The sequence below is a fragment of the Actinomadura sp. NPDC000929 genome, from assembly GCF_040492065.1.
Taxonomy (GTDB): Bacteria; Actinomycetota; Actinomycetes; order Streptosporangiales; family Streptosporangiaceae; genus Spirillospora; species Spirillospora verrucosospora.
Genome location: NZ_JBEUPA010000029.1, coordinates 38,678 through 62,445 on the forward strand (window position 1 = coordinate 38,678; position 23,768 = coordinate 62,445).

Below are 23,768 nucleotides of genomic sequence, written 5' to 3' on the forward strand. Positions count from 1 at the left end.
CGATCACTCCGGCCCTTTGCGCAGTTCCTCGAAGACGTCGCGGACGGCGTCCATCAGCGCGTCGGCGTCGTCCGTCAGACCGGGGTCGGCGGAGAGGCCGAAGCACAGGTCGCGGTGGACGCCGAGCCCGGCGATCGCCAGGGGCGTGCCGGGGGCGAGCGGGACGATCGGGTAGACGGCGGTGAGCGGGGCGCCGCACAGGCGCAGAAGCCGGTCGGGCCCCGGAAGGCTCGACACGGTGCCCTGCAGGAACCGGCCGCTGTAGGACATGCGCGCGAAGCGGGCGTGCAGCGGGGGCGGCATCAGCCGCCCGGCCTGCCACATGACGAACCACGCCGCCTGCGCCCGCGTCCCGGACCGCAGCACCCGGCTGCGCCGGGCGATCAGGGCGAGCCGGTCGACCTCGGCCATCTTCCCGATCGGCAGGTCCACCATCACCGCGGTGGTGTGGTTGCCCACCATCGCGCTGCCCGGCGGCCGCATCATCAGCGGGACCGCGACGCGGCACGTGCCGGGCCGGCCGTCCTCCTCGCTGACGCTCCGGTTCAGGGCGCCCGCGACCGCGCACAGCACGACGTCGGTGACGCGGGCGCCGTGGCGGCGGGCGACGTCGCGCACCGTGCCGAGCGGGAGGACCATGGTGCCGAACCGGCGCTCGCTCGTCCCGGCGGCGGGCAGCGGCTCCGGCCTGCCGACGGCGGTGGCGAGCTGGCCGAGGCCGACCACGGTGGCCAGCGCCTTGCGCAGCGGCGCCCGGGGAGGCGCGGCGACCGGCTCGGGCGGCGGCTCCATCAGGTACACGGCCTGCGCCACGATGCCGACACCGTCGGCGACCACGTGGTGCATCATGTAGACGACCGCCGTACGGCCCGGCTCGGCGCCCTTCAGCACGACCATCCGCCAGGGCGGCCGGTCCAGCGGCAGGGCCTCGGACTGGAGCCCGGCCACCTCGGCGCGCAGCCCGGCCATCCCGTCGACCCGCTTCTCGACGACGTGCCACTCCCAGTCGATCCGGTCGAGGTCGCGCCAGACGGGGCGGCGCCAGCGGCCCCGGTGGACGAGCCGCTGCCGGAAGCGGGGCAGCCCGTCGAGGCGCTCCTCGATCACCCGGACGAGGTCGGCGCGGCCGACGTCCTCCCGCGAGGTGTCGAGCATGATGACGCCGCCGGGATGCTGCGGGGCCTCGGGCGTCTCCACCGCGAGGAAGAACGCGTCCGGCCCCTGGACGCGCGACGCCTTCGGCCGCGCGAAGCGCTCGGCCAGGTACACCGGCACGACGACGAACGGCACGGCGGCCAGGGCGTCGAGCAGGTAGTGGTTCGCGGTCGCCAGGATGACGTAGAGGGTGACCAGGATGTGCACGGTGTTCAGTCCCTGCACCCAGCGCCTGGCCTTCACCCGCGCGAGCTCGACGCCGACCCACAGTGTCCAGGCCATGTGCAGGGACGGGACGGCGGCGAACTCGTCGGCGTGCTTCACCAGCGGGGACCCCCACGACCCCCAGGTGCGGCCGTTGGTGACGGTGTCGACGAAGCCGAGGCCGGCGGGCATGAGCCTGGGCGGCATGACGGGGTACAGCGCGAAGCACGTGAGGCCGGCGAGGTTGAGCATGACGAAGGCGTTGCGGGCCGTGCGGTAGCGCTCGGGGTGGCGCAGGAACAGCCAGACCAGCAGGGCGAGCGCGCTGGCGACGTAGGTGACGGCGTACTCGTAGTTGGCGAGGACCCGCAGGACGGGCTGGCCGGAAAGCCAGCCGTTGAGGGCGGGCTCCACGTCGATGTGCAGGGCCCGTTCCAGCGCGTACAGCGACTCCCCGTGCTCGCGGGCCGCCGCCTTCCTCGCCTGCTCGGGCAGCATCGTCACCACCGAGTAGAGCGCGAAAACCGCCAGGCCGAGCGCGAGCTCGTTCCTGGCGCGGAGCCTCCTGACGCCCGTGGCGCCCGGGGTGAAGACCGCGTCCTGCGCGGCGACCGCTTCCTGTGTGCCCATCGTCCCCCTCGCTCACGGTGGTACCCACGGACGCGCGCGATCAGACGGCCTTGGCCGCATTCGGAGGCTTTGGCCGGTTTGTCCCGCGACCGCGGTCGCGCATCGATCCGGATCCGGGGAACCATCTGGCAGATCCGTACGTCTTCGATATATCGTTGTCGTATCGCGAGAGGTCATAGAGAGCTCTCAGAAGGTGGTGCAGAACATGGGGCACATGCACGGCCGCGGGCCCTGGGGCCGCGGCGACTTCCCGAACTTCGGCGCCCTGTTCGGCGGCGGGCCGGGCCCCTGGGGCCCGCCCGGCGGATTCGGCCACGGGCCCGGTCCGCGCCCGCCGTGGGCGCGGGGGCGCGGCGGCCCGTGGGGCCGGAGCGCCAAGGCCCGCAAGGGCAACGTCCGGGCGGCGATCCTCGTCCTGCTGGCCGAGGAGCCGCGCAACGGCTACCAGATCATCCAGGAGATCAACGAGCGCAGCGACGGGGCCTGGAAGCCGAGCCCCGGCGCGGTCTACCCGGCGCTGCAGCAGCTCGCGGACGAGGGGCTGATCGCGGGCGACGAGTCCGGCGGCCGCCGCACCTTCCGTCTCACCGACGAGGGCCGCGCCTACACGGAGGAGAACGCCGAGCGGCTGGCCGAGCCGTGGGCGGAGATGACGCCCGAGTTCGGCGAGGGCGTCCCGGAGCTGTTCAAGCAGGCCGCGCAGACCGGGGCCGCGGTGATGCAGATCGTCCACTCCGGCTCGCCCGAGCAGGTCGCGCAGGCGCGCGACGTCCTGTCGGAGACCCGCCGCAGCCTGTACCGCATCCTGGCCGACGACCTGGACGGCCCCGGGCCGACGGCCGACGACACCGAGGAGTGATCATGGTCCGGCACGACGAGATCCGCGTCGGCGACGCCGAGCGCGACGCCGTCATGGTCGCCCTGCACGACCACTTCGCCGAGGGCAGGCTCGACCGGCCCGAGCTCGACGAGCGGCTGGAGTCCGTGCTGGCCGCCAAGACGCGCGGCGACCTGCGCGCCCTCGTCCGGGACCTGCCGTCCCCGACCGGGCTGCCCGAACCCGCGAAGGAGGCCCCGTGGGGGTCCCCGCTCGGGCACGCGTGGGGGCCGGGCACGGCGGTCGGGTTCGGCGGCCCGGGGCACCCCGCCTGGCACCGCCGGCGCCACATGGCCCACCGCCGCCGGCCCGGGCCTCTCTTCCCGGCGTTCCCGCTCCTGTTCGCGGCGTTCATGGTGCTCGCCTTCACGACCGGGCCCGGCACGGGGTTCCTGGTCGTCCTGCAGATCGCGCTGGCCGTCTGGGTCGTGCGCGCGGTCCTGCTGGCGTTCGGCGTCCGCCGGGCCCGCCGCCACGTCCCCGGCTCCTGACGCGGGGGCGGTTCAGGCGGCAGCCGGGACGCAGCGGTCGGGGACGGCGTCGCGGAGGGCCCGCAGGCCGCGCGCGACCAGCGGGTGGCCTCGGCCGCCGCGCCGCACGCAGGTCAGCACGCGCCGCTTCGGGACGCCGTCCCCGAGGAGCGGCACCCGCACGACCGGCTGGCCGGCCTGCCCGCCGGCCAGCCGCGGCACGAGGGACACCCCGAGGCCGTTGGCGACCAGGGCCCAGATCACCGACCAGGTCGTGACGTTGTGCGCGATCCGCGGCGTGAACCCGGCGGCGGCGCAGTAGGCCATGACCTGCTGGTGGTGGGCGCAGCCGTGGACGCTGATCCACGGCTCGCCCGCGGCGTCCTCCAGCCGGACGCGGTCGCGCAGCGCCAGCGGATGCCCCGCCGGGACGATGAGGTCGAGCGCCTCCTCCAGCAGCGGCTCGCGGTCGAAGCGCGGATCGCCCGCCGGCGGCGCGCCGGGGGTCGGCTCGATCACCGCGATGTCGGTCTCCCCCGCCGCGAGCAGCCCGACGGCCTCGTCGGTGTCGCACTCGCGGACCTCGACCACGAGGTCCGGGTCATCTCGCAGCAGGGCGCCGGCGGCGGGGGCGACGAGCCCCGAGACGGCCGTGGTGAACCCGCACATGCGCAGCGGCCCCGCCGCCCCGGCGCGGTGCGACTCCAGGTCGGCCAGGGCCTCCTCCCACCGGGCGAGGAGGCCGTCGGCGTGCCCGATCAGCAGGTGCGCGGCCGGGGTCAGCCGCACCCGGCGGCCCTGCGGCTCCAGCAGCGGCACCTTCAGCTCCCGCGCCAGCTCGCGCAGGTGGTGGGAGACCGCCGAGGGCGTCAGGTGCATCGCCTCCGCCGCGGACGTGACGGTCCCGTACTGGTGGACGAGCCTCAGCATGTGCAGCCGGCGCAGGTCGATCATGCAAGCATCTTGCACGATTCCCTGCGGAAATCTGAAATGGACGGAAACGTTCGCCCCGCCGCAGACTGCTGCCATGAGCGAACCGACCACTCTCGTTTCCCGGCACCTCACCAGCGACGGCGTCGTCACCTGGACGCGCTGCGCCTGCGGGCGGCTGCGGATGGACCTCGTCCCCGCGGGCGGCGGGCGGGGCCTGGCCGCGGGCCCGTGCCCGCACCGCGGTCAGGACCCGTCGAGCGTGAGCTCGTAGTGCAGCGTCCGATAGCCCTTCAGCTTGTGGGCCAGCGGCACCGCCACCCCCTGCAGGAGCGGGTGCTTGCGGGCGAGCAGCCGGCGGATCGGCCGCGCCTCCTGCTCGCTGAGCAGGCGGACGCGGCCGCGCGCCTCCGGGCCGGTGACCCTGCCCCGGAAGGTGCTCGGCGCGAGCTCCACCTCCGGATTGCGCGCCAGCCGCCTGGCCTTGAACGCCTTGTCGTAGGTGCGGAAGTAGGCGCGGTCGCCGCGGACGACGACGTTCACGGGCGTCCCGACCGGCGTCCCGTCCTTGCGGTAGCTGGTCAGCAGGACCGTGCGCTGCTTCTTCAGCTTCTCAAGCGTCGATGTGGTGTCCATACCCGGGAGACGGGAGCGCCGTCCCGGGATGTGACATCACCGCGCACCGAGGTCATCCCGTGCGGAGCGCCGCCGCCTCGGAGGCGAGCTTGCGGACGCGGTCCCAGTCGCCCTCGCGGACGGCGTCCGCGGGGGTGAGCCAGGAGCCGCCGACGCAGCCGACGTTGCCGAGCGCGAGGTACTCGGCGGCGTTGCGCAGGCCGATCCCGCCCGTGGGGCAGAACCGGATCTGCGGAAGCGGCCCGCCGAGCGCCTTCAGGTAGGCGGCGCCGCCCGCCGCCTCGGCCGGGAAGAACTTCATCGCCGTGATCCCGCCCTCCAGCAGGGCGATCGCCTCGGAGGCGGTGGCGACGCCCGGCAGGAACGGCAGGCCCGTCGCGACCATCGCCGCCTGGAGGCGGGACGTGCAGCCGGGGCTGACGAGGAACCTCGCCCCGGCGGCCGCCGAGCGCTCGGCGTCCTCGGGGCGCACGACGGTCCCCGCGCCCACCACGGCGTCCGGGACCTCGGCGGCGATCCTCGTGATCGCCGCCAGCGCGGACGGCGTGCGCAGCGTCACCTCGATCACGGGGAGACCGCCCTCCACCAGGGCGCGGGCCAGCGGGACGGCGGCGTCGGCGTCGTCCAGCACCACGACGGGGATGACGGGCGCGAGGTCGAACAGGTCTTCGGCGATCATGCGGGCTCCAGGTCGGGCAGGCTCTGCGCGAGCCGGGCGGCGGCGCCGACGAGGGCCGGGCCGGGATGGACGATGAGAGCGGTCGGGATGGCGCGCAGGTAGTCCTCGACGGGGGGCTTCCCCTCGAAACGGGCCCGGAACGCGCTGCCCCGCAGCACGTCCACGATCCGCGGCAGGATCCCGCCGCCGAGATAGACGCCGCCCCGCGCGCCGAGCGTGAGGGCGACGTTGCCCGCGTGCGACCCGAGCAGCGCGCAGAACATCTCCACGGCCTCGCGGCTCAGGGGGTCGTCGCGGTCCTCGCTGATCTGCCGCGGAGTCAGGTCCAGCGCGGGCCGGCCGTCGATCGCGGCGAGGTACCGGCGGATGCGGGCCAGCCCCGCCCCCGACAGCAGGTACTCGGCGGAGGCCGCGCCCTTCTCGGCGCGCAGCAGCCGCGCCACCAGGAGCTCGCGGTCGGTCGCGGCCGGGACGTCGACGTGGCCGCCCTCGCCGGGCAGGGGCACGGGGCCCGACGGCGTCCGGACGAGCCCGGCGACGCCGAGGCCCGTGCCGGGCCCGACCACCGCGAGGGGCGCGCCGGGGTCCGCGTCGCCCCGCCCGATGGGAACGAGGTCGTCGCCACCGAGGTGCGGCAGGGCCAGGGCGAGCGCCTCGAAGTCGTTGATGACGTCGAGATGCGCCAGGCCGAGATGGGCCCGCACCGCCTCCGGGTCGCCCTTGGGCCAGCCCGCGTTGGTCAGATGGAACGTGCCATTCACGACGGGGCCCGCCACGGCCAGGCACGCCGCCACCGGGCGCGCGCCGACCGCGTCGAGGTAGGCGGCCGCGGCCTCCGCGAGGCCCGGATAGTCGCGGGTCGGCAGCGCCCGGACCTCCGACAGGGCGCCGTCCGGGCCGTCGATCAGAGCGAACCGGGCATTGGTGCCGCCCACGTCCGCGACCAGCCACTCGGCTCCGCTCAGTGTTTCCTGTGGGGGTGCGATCCCCCAGTCCCCCCGGTCCGCTCCGCTCAGTGTTTCCTGTGGGGGGGCGACCCCCCACTCCCCCCGGGTCGCTTCGCTCATGAGGAGAAGACCCCCGCCCCGCGTTCGGCCGGGCCCACGGCGGCGCGGAACGACTGGAACAGCTCCCGCCCCGTGCCGTAGGTCTGGTCGGGCGGCCCCTCAGCGGGCGCGCGGGCGGCGAGCTCCTCGTCCGGGACGAGCACCTTCAGCACCCCGGCGTCCGCGTCGAGCCGGACGACGTCTCCGTCGCGGACGCGGGCGAGCGGACCTCCGGCCGCGGCCTCCGGCGACACGTGGATCGCGGCGGGCACCGCGCCGGACGCGCCCGACATGCGGCCGTCGGTCACCAGCGCGACGCGGTGCCCCCGGTCCTGGAGCACCGACAGCGGCGGGGTGAGCCGGTGCAGCTCCGGCATGCCGTTCGCGCGCGGCCCCTGGTTGCGGACGACCGCCACGACGTCGCGGTCCAGCTCCCCGGCGGCGAACGCCTCCTGCAGCGCCTCCTGCGAGTCGAACACCCGCGCGGGGGCCTCGATGGTCCGGTGCTCGGGCCTGACCGCCGACACCTTGACGACCGCCCGCCCGAGGTTGCCGCGCACGGTGTGCAGGCCGCCGTGCGTGTCGAACGGCTCGGCGGCCGGGCGCAGGACCTCGGTGTCGCCGGAAACCCCGGGCGCCTCCCGCCACTCGACCTTGCCGCCGGCGAGCTCGGGGACGTTCCGGTAGGCCGCGAGGGTGTCGCCGCCGACCGTGCGCGCGTCCTCGTGCAGGAGCCCGGCGTCGATCAGCTCGCCGATGAGGAACGCGGTGCCGCCCGCCGCGTGGAAGTGGTTCACGTCGGCGGTGCCGTTCGGGTACAGGCGGGTGAGCAGCGGCGTGACCTTGGACAGCTCGTCGAAGTCGTCCCATGTCAGCTCGATGCCCGCCGCGGCGGCCATGGCCACCAGGTGCAGCGTGTGGTTGGTCGAGCCGCCCGTCGCGAGCAGCGCGACGACGCCGTTGACGAACGCGCGCTCGTCGAGCATCTCCCCGATCGGGGTGTAGCCCTCGCCCAGGTCCGTGATCTTGAGGATGCGCCGGCCCGCCGCCTCGGTGAGGCCGTCGCGCAGCTTCGTGCCCGGCGGGACGAAGCTGGCGCCCGGCAGGTGCAGGCCCATGACCTCCATGAGCAGCTGGTTGGAGTTGGCCGTCCCGTAGAAGGTGCAGGTGCCGGGCGAGTGGTAGGACGCGGCCTCGGCGGCGAGCAGCTGCTCGCGCCCGATCTCCCCCGCCGCGTACCGCTTGCGGACCTTGGCCTTCTCGGCGTTCGGCAGCCCCGAGGCCATCGGACCGGCGGGCACCAGGATCGCCGGCAGGTGCCCGAACGACAGGGCCCCGATCACCAGCCCCGGCACGATCTTGTCGCACACGCCGAGCAGCAGCGCGCCGTCGAACATGTCGTGCGACAGCGCCACGGCCGTCGCCATCGCCACCACGTCCCGGCTGAACAGCGACAGCTCCATGCCGGCCCGGCCCTGGGTGATGCCGTCGCACATGGCGGGGACGCCCCCGGCGAACTGGGCCGTGCCGCCCCCCGCGCGGATCGCGGACTTCAGGATGTCGGGGTAGTCCTGGAGCGGCTGGTGCGCGGACAGCATGTCGTTGTACGCCGACACGATCGCGATGTTCGGCGTGGCGTCGCCGCGCAGCCACAGCTTGTCCTGGACGCCGCAGGCGGCGAAGCCGTGCGCGAGGTTCGCGCACCCCATTCCGCTGCGCACCGGGCCCTGGGAACGGGCCTCGCCGATCCGCTTCAGGTACGCGCCGCGGGGTCCGGCGCTCCGCTCGACGACGCGCCGGGTCACTGCCGCCAGCACGGGATGCACAGCCATCAGATGCTCCAAGACCAGGGGGGATCGCTCGATCACCAAACTAGCGAGACATCGGTCACCTGTTCAACCGTACTTATGAACTTCAGATGACAAAAGTTCGGATGTTCGTCGAACTGGACGCACGAAAGCCCCGGGTGCTTGACTGGCCGGATGCCCCGCCCCGTCACCCGCCCGGCCACCGGCGGCGACATGCTGCGCCTGATCCGCGAGGACGGCGTGGCCACCCGCGCCGAGCTCGGCCGCATCACCGGGCTCTCCCGGCCCGCCGTGGCGTCCCGCGTCGCGGCCCTGATCCGGCGCGGCCTGGTGGTCGAGCGCGCCGACGGGCCCTCCACGGGCGGGCGCCCCCCGGCCCGGCTGGAGTTCAACGCGGCGGGAGGCTCCGTCCTGCTCGCCAACCTCGGCCAGTCCCGGGGCCAGCTCGCCGTCTGCGACCTCGCCGGCACGACCCTCGCCCGCGCCGACGGGCCCCCGGCGGAGGTGAGTCCGGGCAGGACGCTCCCGCGCCTGTTCGAGCAGTGGGAGGCCCTCCTCGCCGAGTCCGGCGCCGACGCGTCGAGCATCCGCGGGGTCGGGCTCGGCGTCCCCGACGCCGTCGAGCACGTGGCCGGGAGCTGGGACGCGATGGAGATCGGCGCCCCCATCTCCGAGCGCTTCGGCGTCCCCGCCTACCTCGACAACGAGGTCAACGCCGCCGCCCTTGGCGAGCACCAGGCCCACCCCGGCGTCGGCGACCTCCTGTTCGTGAAGGTCTCGACCGGGATCGGCGCGGGCATCATCGCGGGCGGCCGCATCCAGCGCGGCGCCCTCGGCGCGGCCGGGGAGATCGGCCACATCCCCGTGCCCGTCCCCGGCGAGGCCCCCTGCCGCTGCGGCAACGTGAACTGCGTCGAGGCCGTCGCCGGCGGCACCGCCCTGCTGGCCCGCTCCCCCGCCGAGGACCTGCCCGCCCTGGCGGCGCTGGCCCGCTCCGGCGACCCGGCGACCGTCGCCCTGCTCCGCGACGCCGGCCGCCGCATCGGCGAGGTCGTCGCCACCGCCGTGAACCTCCTCAACCCCGCGGTCGTCGTCCTGGGCGGCGACCTCGCGGGCGCGGACGAGCCCCTGATCGCGGGCGTGCGCGAGATCGTCTACCAGCGCGCCACGGCGCTGGCGACCCGGGACCTGCGCATCGAACCGAGCCGCCTGGGCGAGAGCGCGGGCCTGACCGGCTGCGCCGCCATGGTCCTGGATCGCATCCTGTCCCCCGACGCCGTCGACGCGGCCGCCGCCGGCGCCTGAGAAGCACCAGGCCTGTAAGCACGGGCCTGAGAAGCGCGGGCCGTGCGGGAAGGGCGCCCGCGCTTTCGTGCGCGACGCGGCGTTAGCACACCCGGGCGACGGGTCGCCACCGGGCGACGTGGCAGCCATCGGACATGACACGCTAAACCGCGCCCTTGACCCAATGGGCAAAGCGATCATGTTTTCTAGTGACGACAAACTCGACATTTCCCCAGATTGTGGAATGACGAGCGGCGATCATTGTCACTCTCCGCACAGGGACGACGCGTACATCCCCCGCCAGGTAAGACTTTTCTACCGGCCGCGAATAGGTCCGACTAAAGAGATTGACTGGCGTTTCCGGGGGATTCGTGGTTACCGTGTCCTTGCTCAATGAAAGCAACATCCGATCGTTCTTGACTTTTGACCCCAAAAGACAAAAACGATCAATAACTCCGCCCGGGCGGTCCAGGCGGTCCGGGGCGGAAAAGGGAGAGTGCGAGCGGGGATGGCGGACTTCCATTTCAGTGTCCTGTCCGGGGCGGCCGCCGCGGAGAGCGACGACACCCGCCTGCTCGACGTCCTCGACCGGGCGCTCGGCGCGGCGGCCGGCCCGCTCCGCTGGAAGTCGCTGCGCAGCGGGATGTGGGCCCACGTCCGCCCCGAGAACGGCGAGTGTCCCCAGCAGGGCTGGAAGCTGCACGTCTCCGCGACGCCGGCTTCGGCCCAGGACGTGCTGGCCCGCTCGCTGCCCGTGCTGCTGGCGGGCCGTTCCATGTTCAAGTTCGCCGCCACCCGCGACCATGTCGCGGCCATGAACGCGCGCAACACCTCGCGCGGCCATTCCGGGAAGTTCATCACCGTCTACCCGGTCGACGACGACGAGGCCGTCCGCCTCGCGGCGGAACTGCACGTGGCGACCGCGGGCCTGCCCGGGCCGCGCATTCTGTCCGACCGCCCCTACGGGCCGGGCAGCCTCGTGCATTACCGCTATGGAGCGTTCGTCGAGGTGCGCCGCATCACCAACGACGGATTCTACGCGTGGATGATTCTCGACCCGGACGGCAATCCCGTGGAAGACCGCCGCGGTGCGACGTACACGCCGCCGCCCTGGGCCGCCTGCCCATTCCCCCAGGACGTCCCGCCGACGGAAAAGCAGAACGACACAGACGCGGGCGATAGCACCGAAAGCACCCGGAAGAGCACCACTGAGAATGGCGCCGTCCGAAACGGAAAAGGCGTTCGGATCGGGTCGCGGTTCACCGTCCACGAGGCGATCCGCCACACCAACAAGGGCGGCGTGTACCGGGCGACGGACACCGAGACCGGCGAGGCGATCGTCATCAAGGAGGGCCGCCCGCACGTGGACGTCGACGCCAAGGGGCGCGACACCCGCGACCGGCTGCGGACGGAGGCCCGCGTGCTGGAGGCGGTCGACGCCCTGGGCATCGCCCCGCGCCCGGTGGCGCTCTTCGCCCAGGCGGGCCACCTCTTCCTGGCGGAGGAGATGATCCCGGGCACCTCCCTGCGGCAGTGGATCGCCGACGTGATCGGCGACGCCGGGTGGGGCCCGCACGTGCCCCCCGTCCTGGAGATGTGCGGGCGCCTGGCCGATCTGATGGCGAAGGCGCACGAGGCCGGGCTCATCGTGCGCGACTTCAACCCGAGCAACATCATGGTGCGCCCGGACGGCGCCCCGGTGATGATCGACCTGGAGCTGGCCCTCACCGCCGACGACGGCGAGCGGGAGGGGATGCGGGTGGGCACCCCCGGCTACAGCGCGCCGGAGCAGATGTCCGGCGCCGCACCGGACCCGGCGGCGGACTACTTCGCCCTCGGCGCGACGCTCTGCCACGTCCTCACCGGCGGGCCGCCCTACTTCCTGGACGAGAGCCCCGCGGCCAGGCCGCTGAGCGAGCGCCTGGCGGAATGGCTGGCCGCCCGCACCCTGGACCTCGACCTGCCCGGCTCGCTGGCCCCGCTCCTGCTCGGCCTGATGGCCGACGAGCCCGGCCGTCGCTGGACCCCGCACCGGGCACGGGAGGCCCTGGCCCGGATGCGCCCGGATCACGCGGCGGGGAGCCCCGGGACGCAGCGCGGCCCGGTGGAGCCGGACGGCGGCGCATCGCGGGCCGCCCGCCCCCCGTCGCTGCGGCAGCAGTGCCGGCTGTCCGTCGCCGGGATCGTCGACCAGCTGATCACCACCATGGACCCGGAGTCGGCCGAGACGCTCTGGCCCGCCTCGTGCGTCCACGGCGCGCCCGACCCGTGCTGCCTCCAGCACGGGGCCGCGGGAACCCTGGGCGCCCTGACCCGGTGCTACGAGGTCGAGGCCGAACCGCGCCTGGCCGAGGCCATCGCCGGCGCCGGCCACTGGATCCTGCGGCGGCTGGACGAGGACGGCGGCCGTCCCCCCGGGCTGTACTTCGGCACGGCGGGCGCCACGTGGGCGGTGCTGGACGCCGGCCTCGCCCTGGCCGACGCCGACCTCGTCGAGGGCGCTCTCGCCGTCGCCGACCGGCTTCCGGAGGCGGTCCCCAGCCCGGACGTGACGCACGGGACGGCGGGCCTCGGGTTCACGGCCCTGCACCTGTGGTCCCGCACCGGGCGGGCGCGGTTCGCCGAGCGCGCCCGCGCCGCCGCCGACGCCCTCGCCGAGACCGTCCAGGAGCGGGAGGGCGGGCTCGACTGGAGCACGCCCGCCGAGATCGAGTCCAAGCTCGCCGGCCGGCGCTACTACGGGTTCGCGCACGGCGTCTCGGGCGTCGGATCCTTCCTGCTCGCCTGCGCCGGGTCGGTCGGCGGCGACGCCCACCGGGCGCTCGCCTCCCGGGTCGGGGAGACGCTGCTCGACACCATGATCGACACTGGGCGGTCGGCGATGTGGGCGGCCAGCTCCGGCGACATCGCCACCGCGCCGTACTGGTGCCACGGCTCGGCCGGCATCGGCGGCTTCCTCGGCCGCCTCGGCCGGGCGACCGGCGACGGGCGCTTCCTGCGGGCCGCCGAGATGTCCGCCCGCGCGGTCATGGACAACCGCTGGCGCGCGATCCTCGGGCAGTGCCACGGCCTGGCCGGCAACGGCGACTTCCTGCTCGACATGGCCGCGCTCACCGGCGCCGAGCGGTACCGGGACGACGCGTGGCGGCTGGCCCAGGTCATCCTGGCCAACCGGGCGCACCGCGGCGGACGGGTGGTGTTCCCCGACGAGCAGGGCGGCGTCTCGACCTCCTGGGGAGACGGCCTGGGCGGCATCCTCGGCTTCCTGGTGCGCCTCCAGCACGGGACGTCACGGCTGTGGACGGCCGACGACGCCGCCGCGCACCCCGCCGATGGCGCCGAACCGTCGATCGCGGGGCGGGTGTCATGACCGAGACCCTTCCGGATCTTCCGCCCGTGCCGAGCCGCTTCGGCTTCGCCTTCTCCGCCGACGGCCGCTGGGCCACCTGCCTGCGGTCCGCGCAGGACAGCGTCGTCCTGGAGCGCTGGGACCTGACCTGGCCGCGGCCGTCCCTGCGGACGCTCGACGACGCCGCCCTCCCGGGCCGGACCGACGAACGGATCATCGATCGCGGCACCGGGGCGCTGCCGCTGAACGACGGCCGCGTCCTGGTCGTGCGGCCCGCGGTCGGCGAGCACGGGGAGCCCGCGGGCCACGGAACCCTCGCCGCCGCCGAGCCGACCCCCGCCGGGCTCCGGATCACCCGGTCGTGGCCGGTGCCGCAGATGCTCGCCGGGTTCCTGCTGGCAGCCCCGGGGCAGGCGCAGGTCGCGGTGCTCGTGGTCGTCGAGAACGAGCGGCACTCGCGGATCTGGCGGGTCTCGCCCGCGTCCCCCGTCCTGGAGCCGGTGCTGCGGATCCCCGGCGTGCTGTCGGGAGGCGTCTGGGCCGACGAGGGCCGCGTCCTCGCCCTCGACCGCGACGGCGCCGGCCAACGCACCGAGGGCATCCTGGTCGACCTGCGCGAACGCGGCTGGCGGCCCTTCTGGTCGGTCTCCGACACCACCGCCGACCGGATCGCGGCCTACAGCCCGCGCTCGGGCGTCCTCGCGGTGACCACCACTCTGCCGGGCGCGCAGCAGCGGGGCGCGCCACAGATCGGGCTGCGGCTGCCCGGCGGCGGGCCCGTCCGCTTCCCCGAGGCCCTCAACCGGTCGGCCGCCCACCGGACGCCCCTGGCCTTCGACGCCTCCGGCGAGCGGCTGCTCGTCCGGGAGATCGCCGGCGCGACCGCCCGCCTGGCCGTGTACGCCACCGGCAGCGACCGGATCACCCCGGTCCCCGGCCCGCCCGGCATGCTCTGGCCGCCCGCCCACTGGGCCGGCGACGGCCGGATCCACGTCCGCTTCTCGGCCCCGCACCAGCCGCCGACCCTCGCGACGGTGCGGAGTCCCGCGCGCTCCGGCTGGGACATGGCCGCGCACCCCTCCGACAGCGCGGCGGCCTGGCGGCACGCCGAGCTCGTCGAGCTGTCCGGCCCGGCGGGGCCCGTCGAGGCGATCGTCTACGGCGGCCCCGGCTGGCGCGACCGGCCCCGGCTCGTGCTGGCCCTGCACGGCGGGCCGCTGTCAGCGTGGCGGTACGAGTTCGAGCCGCTCTTCCAGTACCTGGCCGCCGCGGGCGCCTCCGTCGTGGCCCCCAACTACCGGGGCAGCACCGGATACGGCGACGACCACCTGCGTCCCGTCATCGGCGACTGGGGCGGCCCCGACCTGGACGACGTCGTCCACCTCGGGCACGCGATCGCGCACGGCCGCGGCACCGCGCTGCCGCGCCCCGTCGTGCTCGGCGCCAGCTACGGCGGGTTCCTCGCGCTGCTCGCGGCCTGCCGCGCCCCGGACCTGTGGACCGGGTGCGTCGCGCTCGCGCCGTTCACCTCGGCCTCCGGCCTCCACCGCACCACCACCGGGATGGTCAGAGACCGCGTGTCGCGGCTCGGCCTCGCCGCTGCCGGCGACGACGAGGACGCCCGGCGCGACGTCCTGCGGGCGTGCGAGACGTTGACGGCGCCGCTGATGGTGGCGCACGGCGTCCGGGACGAGGCCGTCCCGGTCGAGCAGTCCAGGGCGCTGCGCCGGCGCCTCCTCGAACTCGGCAGGACCGAAGGAGTCGACTTCGACTACCTGGAGACCGCCGACGACCACAACGGGGTCGTCCAGGCATGGTCCCCGGTCCTCCGCCAAGCGGTGGTCCGCTTCTGCCTCACGGCGGGGCGGACCTTGGCCCTCGACAACGAAAGGAGGTGAAACGCAATGAACACGTTCGACGGTGACCTCGTGGCCGCTCTGCAGGAGCTGCCCGAGACCGACCCCGTGGAGATCGACGGCATCCAGCTCGGCGGTACCTGCGCCTGCGTCGGTCTGCTCACGCTGCTGAACACCGTGTGCATCGGCATCTCCTGCGCCTGATGCCGCGCATCCCATGCGGTACCCGGGACCCCTGAGAAGAACCCCGGCCCGCAGAACCCCGGTCACGGACCGGCCACGAGCCGGTCCGTGACCGGACCCACTCGCGAGTGTAGAAGACTTCCCCCGACCGTGAACGGAGTCGTGGCGCGTGGCCCTCACCGGCACCCCGGGCGACTCCGCGGCGCTGCGCGCCGGCGGCCGGCGGCTGCTGCGCGGCGCCATGGCCCGCTTCCGGCCGGCCATGGGCGTGCTCGTCCTGCTCACGATCGTCCGCGTCGCCGCGACGCTGGCGACGCCGGTCATGCTGGCCCGCGCGGTCGACGCGGCCCGCGCCCAGCAGGACGCCGGCGCCGCCGCCGCGTGGCTCGCGCTCGTCCTGGCCGCGGCGGCCGTCGCCACCACGGGCGAGGACGTCCTCGGCTCCTACTGCGGCAGCGACATCACCGCCTGGCTCCGGCACCGGCTCCTCGGGCACGTGCTGGCCCTCGGCCCGGAGGGGCGGCGGCGCTTCCCCGCGGGGGACGTGCTGTCGCGGCTCACCGAGTCCGCGTCGGGCCCGGCGGCGTTCCCCGTCCTGCTGCTGTCGGCCGCCGCCACGCTGGCCACCACCGTGGGCGCGCTGGCCGGCCTGGCGCTGATCGACTGGTGGCTCGCCGCCGCGTTCGCGGCCGGGATGCCGCCGCTGCTGGTCGCGCTGCGCGTGTTCGTCGTCCGGGCCACCGATCCGTTCGCCCGCTACCAGGCGTGCCAGGCGGCGATCGCGACGCGGCTGCTCGACGCCCGGCAGGGCATCCGGACGATCCGGGCGAGCGGGACCGCCGCCGCCGAGGTGCGCCGCATCCTCGCGCCGCTTCCCGGCCTCGGCCGGGCGGGCCGGGAGACCTGGGCCGTGCAGGGCAGGGTCAGCCGGCGGCTCGCGCTGCTGGCCCCCCTCACCCAGGTCCTGGTCGTCGGCGTCGCGGGCGTCCGCCTGGCCGCCGGCGAGATCACCACCGGCCAGCTCGTGGGCGCGCTGTCCTACGCCGCCATGGCCGCCGCGTCGGCGTCGGTGTTCGACACCGTCGTCGCGCTCCTCAACTGCCAGGTCGGCGCCGGGCGGATCGGCGAGATCCTCACGGCCGTCCCGGCGGTACGGCCCCCCGCGCGGCCGTCGCGGCTGCCGGACGGGCCCGGCGAGCTGCGGCTGCGCGGCGTCACCGTCCGGCTCGGTGGCCGCGCCGTCCTCGACGGGCTCGACCTCGACGTGCCGCCCGGGACGACCGTCGCGGTCGTCGGCACGTCCGGCACGGGCAAGAGCGTGCTGATGTCGACCGTCGGGCGGCTCCTCGACCCCGACGAGGGGGTCGTCGAACTCGACGGCGTCCCCGTCACCGAGGTCCCGCTCGCGGAGCTGCGCCGCGCCGTCGCCTACGCCTTCGAACGCCCCGCGCTGCTCGGCGCGACCGTCCGCGAGACGATCGCCTACGCCCGCCCCGCCGCGACGCGCGCCGAGGTGCACCGCGCCGCCCGCGACGCCGTCGCCGACGCCTTCATCCGGGCCCTGCCGGACGGCTACGACACCCCGCTCGACCGCGCCCCGCTGTCCGGCGGCGAGCTGCAGCGGCTCGGCCTGGCCCGCGCCGCGCTCGCCGACGCCCGGATCGTCCTCCTCGACGACGCCACCAGCAGCCTCGACACCGCCACGGAGCTGAAGGTGACCCAGGCCCTCCGGCAGATCCTGGCCGGACGGACCAGCCTGGTGGTGGCGCGGCGCCCGGCCACGGCCGCCCGCGCCGACCTCGTCGCCTGGCTGGACGCCGGGCGCGTACGGGCGCTCGCCCCCCACGCGGACCTGTGGGCGGACCCGGCCTACCGCGCCGTGTTCTCCACCCGGGCGGCCTCATGACGGCGCCGCCGGCCGCGCGCCTGCTGCACCGCCACCTGCGCGGCCAGTGGCCCGCGATGCGCCGCCTCTCCGCCTGGTCGGCCGTGGAGTCCCTGCCGATGTTCGCGTCCGGCCTGCTCCTGGCCCGCGCCGTCGACCACGGGTTCCTCGCGGGCCGCACCCTGACGGGCCTCGGCTGGCTCGCCGTCCTCGCCGCCCTGTACGCCGTCGGCGCGGTCGCGACCGGGCGGGTCTACCCATGGCTGGCCGCGACCGTCGAACCGCTGCGCGATTCCCTGGTCACCGAGGTCGTCGCGGCGGCCCTCCGCCGGATGGCCGACCGGACCCCTGACGCGGCCGGCGCGGGCGTCTCCCAGGTCACCGAGCAGGCCGAGGCCGTCCGGGCCCTGGTGGGGACCGCGCTGCGCAACGTCCGCCAGCTGGTCTCCGCCGGCGCCGCCGCCCTCGTGGGCCTGGCGCTGCTGTCGCCCCTCCTGGCCCTCGTCATCTGCCTGTCGGTGGCGCTCGCCCTGGGGGTGTACGCGGCGTTCGTGGGCTTGCAGATCCGCCGCTACCGAGCGGTCATCCGCCAGGCCGAGCGCATCGGGGAGGCCGCCGCCACCGTCGTGCACGGCGTCCGCGACGTCGCCGCCTGCGGCGCCGAGGACCGCGCCGCCGCCGCGGTGGGCGAGGTCGTGGACAGGCAGGCGGAGGCCCTGCGCGCCTACGCCCGCACCCGCTGGGTCCGCCTCCCCGTCCTGGCCCTGGGGGTGCACCTTCCCCTGCTCGCCCTGCTCGTGCTGTCGCCTTACCTCACCGCCCACCACGGGCTCACCGCCGGGCAGATCGCGGGCGGCGCGGGCTACCTGGTGACCGGACTCCAGCCGGGCATCACCGTCCTGGTCGACGCGGGCGGCACCCTCCTGCTCAGCCTCGCCGTGGTCCTGGGCCGCCTCGCCGAGGTCTGCGCCGTCCCCGAGGCCCCGCCGCCCGGCACGGCGACGGCCGAGTCGTCCGGCATCGAGGCCGACCACGTCACCTTCGCCTACTCCCCGCACGCCGCCCCCGTCATCGAGGACCTCTCGCTCCACCTCCCCGAGGGCACGCACCTGGCCGTCGTCGGCCCCAGCGGCACCGGCAAGTCCACCCTCGCGAACCTGCTCACCGGCCTCCTGGAACCCCAGAAGGGCAAGATCACCCTGGGCAAGGTCCCCCTCCCCCACCTGGACCCGGCGGACCTGCGCTCCTCGATCACGCTGATCCCGCAGGAGAGCTACGTCTTCGCGGGCAGCCTCCGCGACAACCTGACCTACCTGAACCCGGAGGCCGGCACCCGCGACCTGGACGAGGCCGCGGCCGCCGTCGGGCTCCCGGACCTCGTCGAACGCCTGGGCGGCTACGAGACCGACATCCCGCCCGGCGGCGGTGACCTCTCCCAGGGCGAACGCCAGCTCATCACCCTGGCCCGCGCCTACCTCTCCCCGGCCAGAGTGATCGTCCTGGACGAGGCCACCAGCCACCTGGACCCCGCGACCGAGGCCCGTGCCGAACAGGCCCTGGCGACCCGCGGCGGCACGCTGATCGTCATAGCCCACCGCATGACCTCGGCCGAACGGGCCCAGCAGGTCCTCCTCCTGGACGGCCCCGTCCCCCTCCTGGGCACCCACGAGACCCTCCAGGCCCGCAGCCGAACCTACGCGGCCCTAGTGGGCCACTGGCACACCTGAGTCACCGGGCCGGCTTTCGCTGTGCTGATGCGACGCAGGTCGGGCGACGGTCAGTTCGCACACGCCGTCCTTGCAGGAGCGCTGCAACCGGCCCATGGAGACGGTCTGCACCAGCCCGATCGCCCAGCAGGCCGGACACCCGCGCAGCGCGAGGAGGCCGATCGGCGCGAGCAGGAGGCTGCCGGGTCCGAGCACCGGCAGCAGCGCGAACGCCCCGATCAACGCCCCGAAGCCCGTCGCACCGCGGAGAAGGTGCCGGGGAAGCGACGTGCTCGCGAAACTCTGCTTGTCAGTCATCGCCGTCTCCTGAAACCGAGTGGGGTGCGCCCCGCAGCGTCTGATGGACCGACGCGCGGGCGCGATGCAGCCGCGACTTCATCGCGGGCAGGCTGAGGCCGAGCGCGTCGGCGACCATGCGCCCGCTGTATCCCTGGATGTCGCGCATGATGAGGACGCGTCGCTGGTCCGGCGGCAGATCGGCGATCGCCGCCGCGATCCGGCCGGCCTCCAGGCGTCGCAGGACCTCGTCCTCGGCCGAGACCACGCTGACGTCCGGAACCTCGTCGTAGTGCGGCGGCCTCAGTCGCGCCCGCCGCAGGCACTCGTTGCGGACGATGCGGAACATCCACGACGCCAGCGCGCCGGACGCCCGCAGCGTACCGATCTTGCGGTACAGGATGATCAACGCTTCCTGCGCGGCGTCCTCGGCGTCCTCGGGTGACGCGCACAGGGTCCGGGCGAACCGGCGCACGTGCGGGTGGGAGCCGGACACCAGCGCGGCGATCGACTCCAGATCACCGCCCTGCGCGGCGGCGACCATCCGCTCCCCGGGCCAGGTCCGCTCAGCCACGCGAGCGCCCCCGCCTGCGCAGCACGGTGACACTGCACGCGCACACGAGCACGGCCACACCGATCACGGCAGCACCAACGATCATGACAACCTCCCGGTCGAGTTCCCTGTCGGCGCTCCGGCCGACACCCCTAAGAGAGGCAGGAACCCACCCAAAGGATTCACCCCACCCCCGGTCTGAAGACCCGCATCCAGTCTCCGCACGTCAGAAGGCGAGCCGACCCCAGGCCGCCAGGAAGCCAGCCGCCGTCCACCCCACCCCAGCGGAGTCAGACGAACCCGCCCTCACCTGGCCCCCACAAGCACGCCATGTCCCCGCCACGGCGCCTACCGTGACCGCCTGCCTCCGGGTGTGAGCATCGGCTCCGACGAACGTCTCGTGATGATCTCTGGAAGGCTGCTTTCGCCCGCCGAACCTGCTTGATCGACTCGCCCGATTCCCGGCGGGCGTGCTGGACGATCCCCGTTGGCAGGCGTTCAGTGCCGGCGACCGGCGACGCGCCCTCGCCACCTCCCGCCCACTCATCGCGTCGTGATCATTCGCCCAGCAGCAGGATCTCCAGGAACTCCTGCGGCGCGTCCCTCCAGACGTCGTGGCCGCTGTCCAGCGTGTGAACCCGCCAGGCCGGGTCGTCTGCCAGCCGGTCGCGGACGGCGGTGAACGGCGTGCCGTCCCATCCGGACAGGTACACGTAGTCCCGGGTCTTGACGTCGCGCAGGCCGGCCGCGTCCAGCCGGATTCGCTGGAGGAAGGAGGCCAGCGGATGCGCTGTCACGCGCGGGTCGCGGCCCGGGGGCGGCTGGACCGCGTACCCGTCCCCCGCCGCGCCTTCCAGGAACAGGCTGCGGTAGGCATCGGTGGTCAGGTCCCAGCAGGACTGGCCGTCCTCGGGTACGTAGGCGTCGCAGTAGACCAGGCGGCGCACCACGCCGGCGGGGGCGCGGTCGGCGGCACCGGTGATGACCATGCCGCCGTAGCTGTGCCCGACGAGAACGGCGTCGCCGACCTCCTCGGCGGCGAGCAGGGCGAGCACGTCGTCGACATGGGTGTCCAGGTTGACGGTCGCGGAGTTCAGGTGGGCGCGCTCTCCGACGCCGGTGGGTGTCACGGTCAGCGCCCGGTGTCCGGCGGCGCGGAGTCGTTCGGCCAGGTCGGAGAAGTACCATCCCCCGCGCCAACCGCCGGGAACGAGGACGAAAGCTGTCATGCGGGTCTCAACGATGCCTTGATCACAGTGATTCCTTCCCCGGTCATGGGTGGTCCTCTGCTTGACCTCGTGTTTGGTTGAGGTTTTAGCGTGGCGGCTCCTGGTGTTTTCGGAAGGGGGCGTCGTGGGTTCTGGTGATGGGGCCGTTGGCGTGGCGGTGCTCGGGCTCGGGGAGATGGGGGGCGCGCTGGCGGGAGCGATTCTGGACGGCGGGCATCCGACCACCGTGTGGAATCGCACTGCTGGGCGGGGTGACGCGCTGGTCGCCAAAGGGGCGCGGCAGGCCGACGGCGTTCGCGATGCCGTCGCCGCCGGGCAGGTCGTGGTGGTCAACGTGAAGGGGAACTCCGTCGCTCGTGAGCTGCTGGAGGCGGCGGGGGACGTCCTGCGCGGGCGGGCCGTCGTCAACCTGACGGACGGGACGTCGAGCGAGGTCAGGGAGGTGGCCGCGGTGGTCGCCGAGCGCGGCGGGGAGTACCTGCACGGGCAGATCATGACCATCGCGCCGGGCGTCGGGCATCCGGACGCGACGGTCTTCTACGGCGGGTCCGCGGACGTCCACGAGCGTCACCGGGAGGTGCTGGGGCTTCTCAGCGGGCAGGCACCGCTGGTGTCCGAGGATCCCGGCGTCGCGGTGCTCTACGGCATGGCCGTCCACGGGACGATGTGGGGGCTCCTCAACGGGTTCCTGCACGCGGCCGCGGCGCTCTCGGACGCGGGGGTCGAGGTCGGGCGGTTCCTGGAGGAGGCCAAGGGTCCCCTCGCGTCGCTGTCGGCCTTCCTGCCGTCGATCGCCGAGGAGGTCGACCGGGGCCGTTTCGCGACGCCGTACGGGGCGCTGCGCCACCATCTGCCCTCGATCGAGGATCTCGCGCGGGAGAGCCGGGAGCGGGGCATCGACGACGAGTTCCCCGAGTACTCCCGGGCACTCGTGGCGGCGGCGGTCGAGCGGGGGCACGGCGACGACAGCTACTCCAGGCTCGTCGAGCACTTCCGCAAGGCGTAGAAGTACCAAGGTGGTCTGGATGCCGGGATGGTGTGGGCGATGCCTCGGCTCGACACCTTCCCGGCCAGGATCCCGTCAGGCGGATTGCGCGGATGCGGCGCCCAGGGCTCGGATCGCGAGATCGATCGCGGTGGTCAGGCGCTCCAGATCGTGACCAGCGCGCTCTCGTACCCGTAGGCCGAGCACCGTCGTGAACAGCGACTCCACGGCTCCGTCGATGTCGAGGTCGGCGGACAGCTCGCCTCGCTCCCGCCCCTCGGCCAGCACCGCCTGCAGGGCCTGCCGGGTGACCGTGAACGCGGCCTCGATCCGCTCAAGGACCTGGTCATCAGTGGTGCCGAGTTCGGTGGCGGTGTTGACCACGAAGCATCCGCGGCCGGTCGTGCCGCCGGCCGGGCAGGTCACCAGCCACAGCATCCATTCCCGCAGCACCTCGCGAACCGGGCGGTCACTCGCATCCAGACGCCGGCGGGCCTGCGTCGACTCGGTGGCCCGGTAGTGGTCGAGCGCGCGCAGAAAGAGCGTGTGCTTGTCCGTGAACGTCCGGTACAGGCTGCTGGGCGTGAGCTTCAGCTCGTCGCCCAGGTCGCGCACCGAAGTGGCGTGGTAACCGCGTCGCCAGAACAGCTCGGTCGCCGAGGTGACCGCTTTCTTCTCGTCGAACTGCCGGGGTCGTGCCATGGGTTCACCGTACCCAACTTGTGGAGCGATCGCTCCCATACTAGGGTCCCCATTCGGGAGCGATCGCTCCCGAATTGCTGGAGGAGGATCCGTTGACGACCGCTGAGCAGACCCCCACCCAGAGACAGGAGCCAGGGACCCCGGACAAGAGTCACTGGCCGGCGGTCTGCGCGGTGGCTCTGGGCACCTTCCTGCTGGTGACCGCCGAGCAGCTGCCGATCGGGCTGCTGACCTCCGTGGAGTCCGCGCTGTCGGTCTCCGAGGGGACGGCGGGACTGATGGTGACGGTGCCCGGCATCGTCGCCGGGTTCGCGGCACCGCTGGTCCCGATGGTCGTCAGGTCGCTGGACCGCCGCATCCTGCTGGTCGGGCTGATGACCCTGATGACCGTCGCGAACCTGGGCTCCGCCCTGGCGCCGACCTTCGCGGTGCTGGTGGGCTCCCGGGTGCTGGTCGGCATAGCGATCGGCGGCTTCTGGGCGGTCGCCGCCGGCCTGGCGGTCCGGCTCGCCGCCCCCGCGGACGTGCCTCGCGCCACAGCGGTCATTTTCGGTGGTGTCGGGGCCGCGAACGTTTTCGGCGTCCCGCTCGGCACCCTGGTCGGCGACCTCACCGGCTGGCGCATCGCCTTCTCTTCGCTCAGCGCCCTGGCGCTCGTGACCCTGATCGCCCTGCCGGCGGTACTGCCGAGGCTGGTCGCCTCCCAGGCCGTCCGGCCCGAGCTGCTGATGGAGCAGCTCCGCAACCCAGGCGTACGCGTCGGCATCATCGCGACGGTGCTCCTTGTGTTCGGCCACTTCGCCGCTTACACGTTCGTGAGCCCGGCGCTGCAGAAGCTGTCGGGGATCGACGAGCGCTATGTCGGTCCGCTGCTGTTCGGGTTCGGTGCGGCCGGCATGATCGGCAACTTCGTCGCCGGTTCGGCGCTCTCCCGCCGCGTGCACCGCAACGTGCTGACGATCGCAGTAACCATGACGGCCGCGATGCCGCTTTTCCTGCTGCTGGGTCGGACCGCGGTCGGCGGCGCCCTCCTGCTGATCGTCTGGGGTCTGGCCTTCGGCGGTGTGTCCGTGGGCCTCCAGACTTGGATGATCAAGACCGCTCCGCAGGCCGTGGAAGCCGCCTCCTCGCTGTGGGTGGCGGTGTTCAACCTGTCCATCGGTTTTGGCGCGCTGGCCGGCGGCGTCATCGTCGACACGCTCACTCTCCGGGGCGTGCTCTGGCTCGGTGGCGCCTGCGCCTTGCTCGCCGCCCTGGCGATCTGGACCGCCCGCGGCAACCGAGCCCTGCGATAACCCGATATC

21 protein-coding genes are annotated in these 23,768 nt (G+C 74.1%); 11 read left to right on the forward strand and 10 right to left on the reverse strand.

Annotated features, from left to right (window positions below; translation table 11 throughout):
- Positions 1-3 precede the first annotated feature (3 nt).
- Positions 4-1,989, reverse strand: a complete 1,986-nt coding sequence (locus tag ABWI04_RS13760) for a bifunctional phosphatase PAP2/O-acyltransferase family protein (protein WP_353832625.1) — start codon at positions 1,987-1,989, stop codon at positions 4-6.
- Between the two features lie 205 nt (positions 1,990-2,194).
- Here ABWI04_RS13760 and ABWI04_RS13765 point away from each other — a divergent pair, with 205 nt between their 5' ends.
- Together ABWI04_RS13765 and ABWI04_RS13770 are read left to right on the forward strand one after the other, a co-directional pair.
- Complete coding sequence (locus tag ABWI04_RS13765) at positions 2,195-2,848, forward strand: PadR family transcriptional regulator (RefSeq protein WP_345177468.1); 654 nt, start codon at positions 2,195-2,197, stop codon at positions 2,846-2,848.
- A 2-nt stretch (positions 2,849-2,850) separates the two neighbouring features.
- Positions 2,851-3,357, forward strand: a complete 507-nt coding sequence (locus ABWI04_RS13770) for a DUF1707 SHOCT-like domain-containing protein (RefSeq protein ID WP_353832626.1) — start codon at positions 2,851-2,853, stop codon at positions 3,355-3,357.
- A gap of 12 nt (positions 3,358-3,369) precedes the next feature.
- On the opposite strand, the gene ABWI04_RS13775 is transcribed toward ABWI04_RS13770, so the two are convergent.
- Positions 3,370-4,290, reverse strand: coding sequence for a LysR family transcriptional regulator (locus tag ABWI04_RS13775; protein WP_353832627.1), 921 nt, complete (start codon positions 4,288-4,290; stop codon positions 3,370-3,372).
- Positions 4,291-4,363: 73 nt separating this feature from the next.
- Here ABWI04_RS13775 and ABWI04_RS13780 point away from each other — a divergent pair, with 73 nt between their 5' ends.
- Entirely contained in the window at positions 4,364-4,540 is a 177-nt protein-coding gene (locus ABWI04_RS13780; RefSeq protein WP_345177473.1) for a hypothetical protein, read from the forward strand.
- Here the strand turns inward: ABWI04_RS13780 and ABWI04_RS13785 are convergent.
- From ABWI04_RS13785 to edd, 4 genes are all read right to left on the reverse strand, one after another.
- Entirely contained in the window at positions 4,513-4,902 is a 390-nt protein-coding gene (locus ABWI04_RS13785) for a PPOX class F420-dependent oxidoreductase (protein ID WP_345177475.1), read from the reverse strand. The genes ABWI04_RS13780 and ABWI04_RS13785 overlap by 28 nt on opposite strands.
- A gap of 52 nt (positions 4,903-4,954) precedes the next feature.
- Positions 4,955-5,581 carry a bifunctional 4-hydroxy-2-oxoglutarate aldolase/2-dehydro-3-deoxy-phosphogluconate aldolase gene (gene eda, locus ABWI04_RS13790; protein WP_353832628.1) on the reverse strand — a complete coding sequence of 209 codons (627 nt, stop codon included), beginning with the start codon at positions 5,579-5,581 and terminating at the stop codon, positions 4,955-4,957.
- Complete coding sequence (gene glk / locus ABWI04_RS13795; protein WP_345177478.1) at positions 5,578-6,516, reverse strand: glucokinase; 939 nt, start codon at positions 6,514-6,516, stop codon at positions 5,578-5,580. The genes eda and glk overlap by 4 nt, the downstream gene beginning before the upstream one ends.
- A 128-nt stretch (positions 6,517-6,644) precedes the next feature.
- Positions 6,645-8,459, reverse strand: coding sequence for a phosphogluconate dehydratase (gene edd / locus ABWI04_RS13800; RefSeq protein WP_345177481.1), 1,815 nt, complete (start codon positions 8,457-8,459; stop codon positions 6,645-6,647).
- A 150-nt stretch (positions 8,460-8,609) separates the two neighbouring features.
- Here edd and ABWI04_RS13805 point away from each other — a divergent pair, with 150 nt between their 5' ends.
- The 6 genes from ABWI04_RS13805 (at position 8,610) to ABWI04_RS13830 (ending at position 18,719) form a co-directional block, all read left to right on the forward strand.
- Positions 8,610-9,740 carry an ROK family transcriptional regulator gene (locus ABWI04_RS13805; RefSeq protein ID WP_345177483.1) on the forward strand — a complete coding sequence of 377 codons (1,131 nt, stop codon included), beginning with the start codon at positions 8,610-8,612 and terminating at the stop codon, positions 9,738-9,740.
- A gap of 487 nt (positions 9,741-10,227) precedes the next feature.
- Entirely contained in the window at positions 10,228-13,089 is a 2,862-nt protein-coding gene (lanL, locus tag ABWI04_RS13810) for a class IV lanthionine synthetase LanL (protein ID WP_353832629.1), read from the forward strand.
- Positions 13,086-14,966 carry an alpha/beta hydrolase family protein gene (locus ABWI04_RS13815; protein ID WP_353832630.1) on the forward strand — a complete coding sequence of 627 codons (1,881 nt, stop codon included), beginning with the start codon at positions 13,086-13,088 and terminating at the stop codon, positions 14,964-14,966. Before lanL ends, ABWI04_RS13815 begins: the two co-directional genes overlap by 4 nt.
- Positions 14,967-14,972: 6 nt before the next feature.
- Complete coding sequence (locus tag ABWI04_RS13820) at positions 14,973-15,128, forward strand: VenA family class IV lanthipeptide (RefSeq protein WP_345177492.1); 156 nt, start codon at positions 14,973-14,975, stop codon at positions 15,126-15,128.
- A 148-nt stretch (positions 15,129-15,276) separates the two neighbouring features.
- On the forward strand, positions 15,277-17,013 hold the full coding sequence (locus ABWI04_RS13825; protein WP_353832631.1) for an ABC transporter ATP-binding protein: 1,737 nt from the start codon (positions 15,277-15,279) through the stop codon (positions 17,011-17,013).
- On the forward strand, positions 17,010-18,719 hold the full coding sequence (locus tag ABWI04_RS13830; protein ID WP_353832632.1) for an ABC transporter ATP-binding protein: 1,710 nt from the start codon (positions 17,010-17,012) through the stop codon (positions 18,717-18,719). The genes ABWI04_RS13825 and ABWI04_RS13830 overlap by 4 nt, the downstream gene beginning before the upstream one ends.
- Here the strand turns inward: ABWI04_RS13830 and ABWI04_RS13835 are convergent.
- From ABWI04_RS13835 to ABWI04_RS13845, 3 genes are all read right to left on the reverse strand, one after another.
- Positions 18,696-19,016: a hypothetical protein gene (locus ABWI04_RS13835; protein WP_345177502.1), complete on the reverse strand. Its 321-nt coding sequence runs from the start codon at positions 19,014-19,016 to the stop codon at positions 18,696-18,698. The two genes, ABWI04_RS13830 and ABWI04_RS13835, sit on opposite strands and share 24 nt — an antisense overlap.
- On the reverse strand, positions 19,009-19,569 hold the full coding sequence (locus ABWI04_RS13840; RefSeq protein WP_353832633.1) for an RNA polymerase sigma factor: 561 nt from the start codon (positions 19,567-19,569) through the stop codon (positions 19,009-19,011). The genes ABWI04_RS13835 and ABWI04_RS13840 overlap by 8 nt, the downstream gene beginning before the upstream one ends.
- Before the next feature lie 536 nt (positions 19,570-20,105).
- Positions 20,106-20,777, reverse strand: a complete 672-nt coding sequence (locus tag ABWI04_RS13845) for an alpha/beta fold hydrolase (protein WP_345177507.1) — start codon at positions 20,775-20,777, stop codon at positions 20,106-20,108.
- A 151-nt stretch (positions 20,778-20,928) separates the two neighbouring features.
- On the opposite strand from ABWI04_RS13845, the gene ABWI04_RS13850 reads away from it, so the two are divergent.
- On the forward strand, positions 20,929-21,783 hold the full coding sequence (locus ABWI04_RS13850) for an NAD(P)-dependent oxidoreductase (RefSeq protein ID WP_353832634.1): 855 nt from the start codon (positions 20,929-20,931) through the stop codon (positions 21,781-21,783).
- A 75-nt stretch (positions 21,784-21,858) separates the two neighbouring features.
- On the opposite strand, the gene ABWI04_RS13855 is transcribed toward ABWI04_RS13850, so the two are convergent.
- The gene (locus ABWI04_RS13855; RefSeq protein ID WP_345177511.1) at positions 21,859-22,464 is read right to left on the reverse strand and encodes a TetR/AcrR family transcriptional regulator; all 606 of its coding nucleotides are present in this window, start codon (positions 22,462-22,464) and stop codon (positions 21,859-21,861) included.
- A 74-nt stretch (positions 22,465-22,538) separates the two neighbouring features.
- On the opposite strand from ABWI04_RS13855, the gene ABWI04_RS13860 reads away from it, so the two are divergent.
- Positions 22,539-23,759, forward strand: coding sequence for an MFS transporter (locus ABWI04_RS13860; RefSeq protein ID WP_353832635.1), 1,221 nt, complete (start codon positions 22,539-22,541; stop codon positions 23,757-23,759).
- The last annotated feature ends 9 nt before the right edge of the window (positions 23,760-23,768 follow it).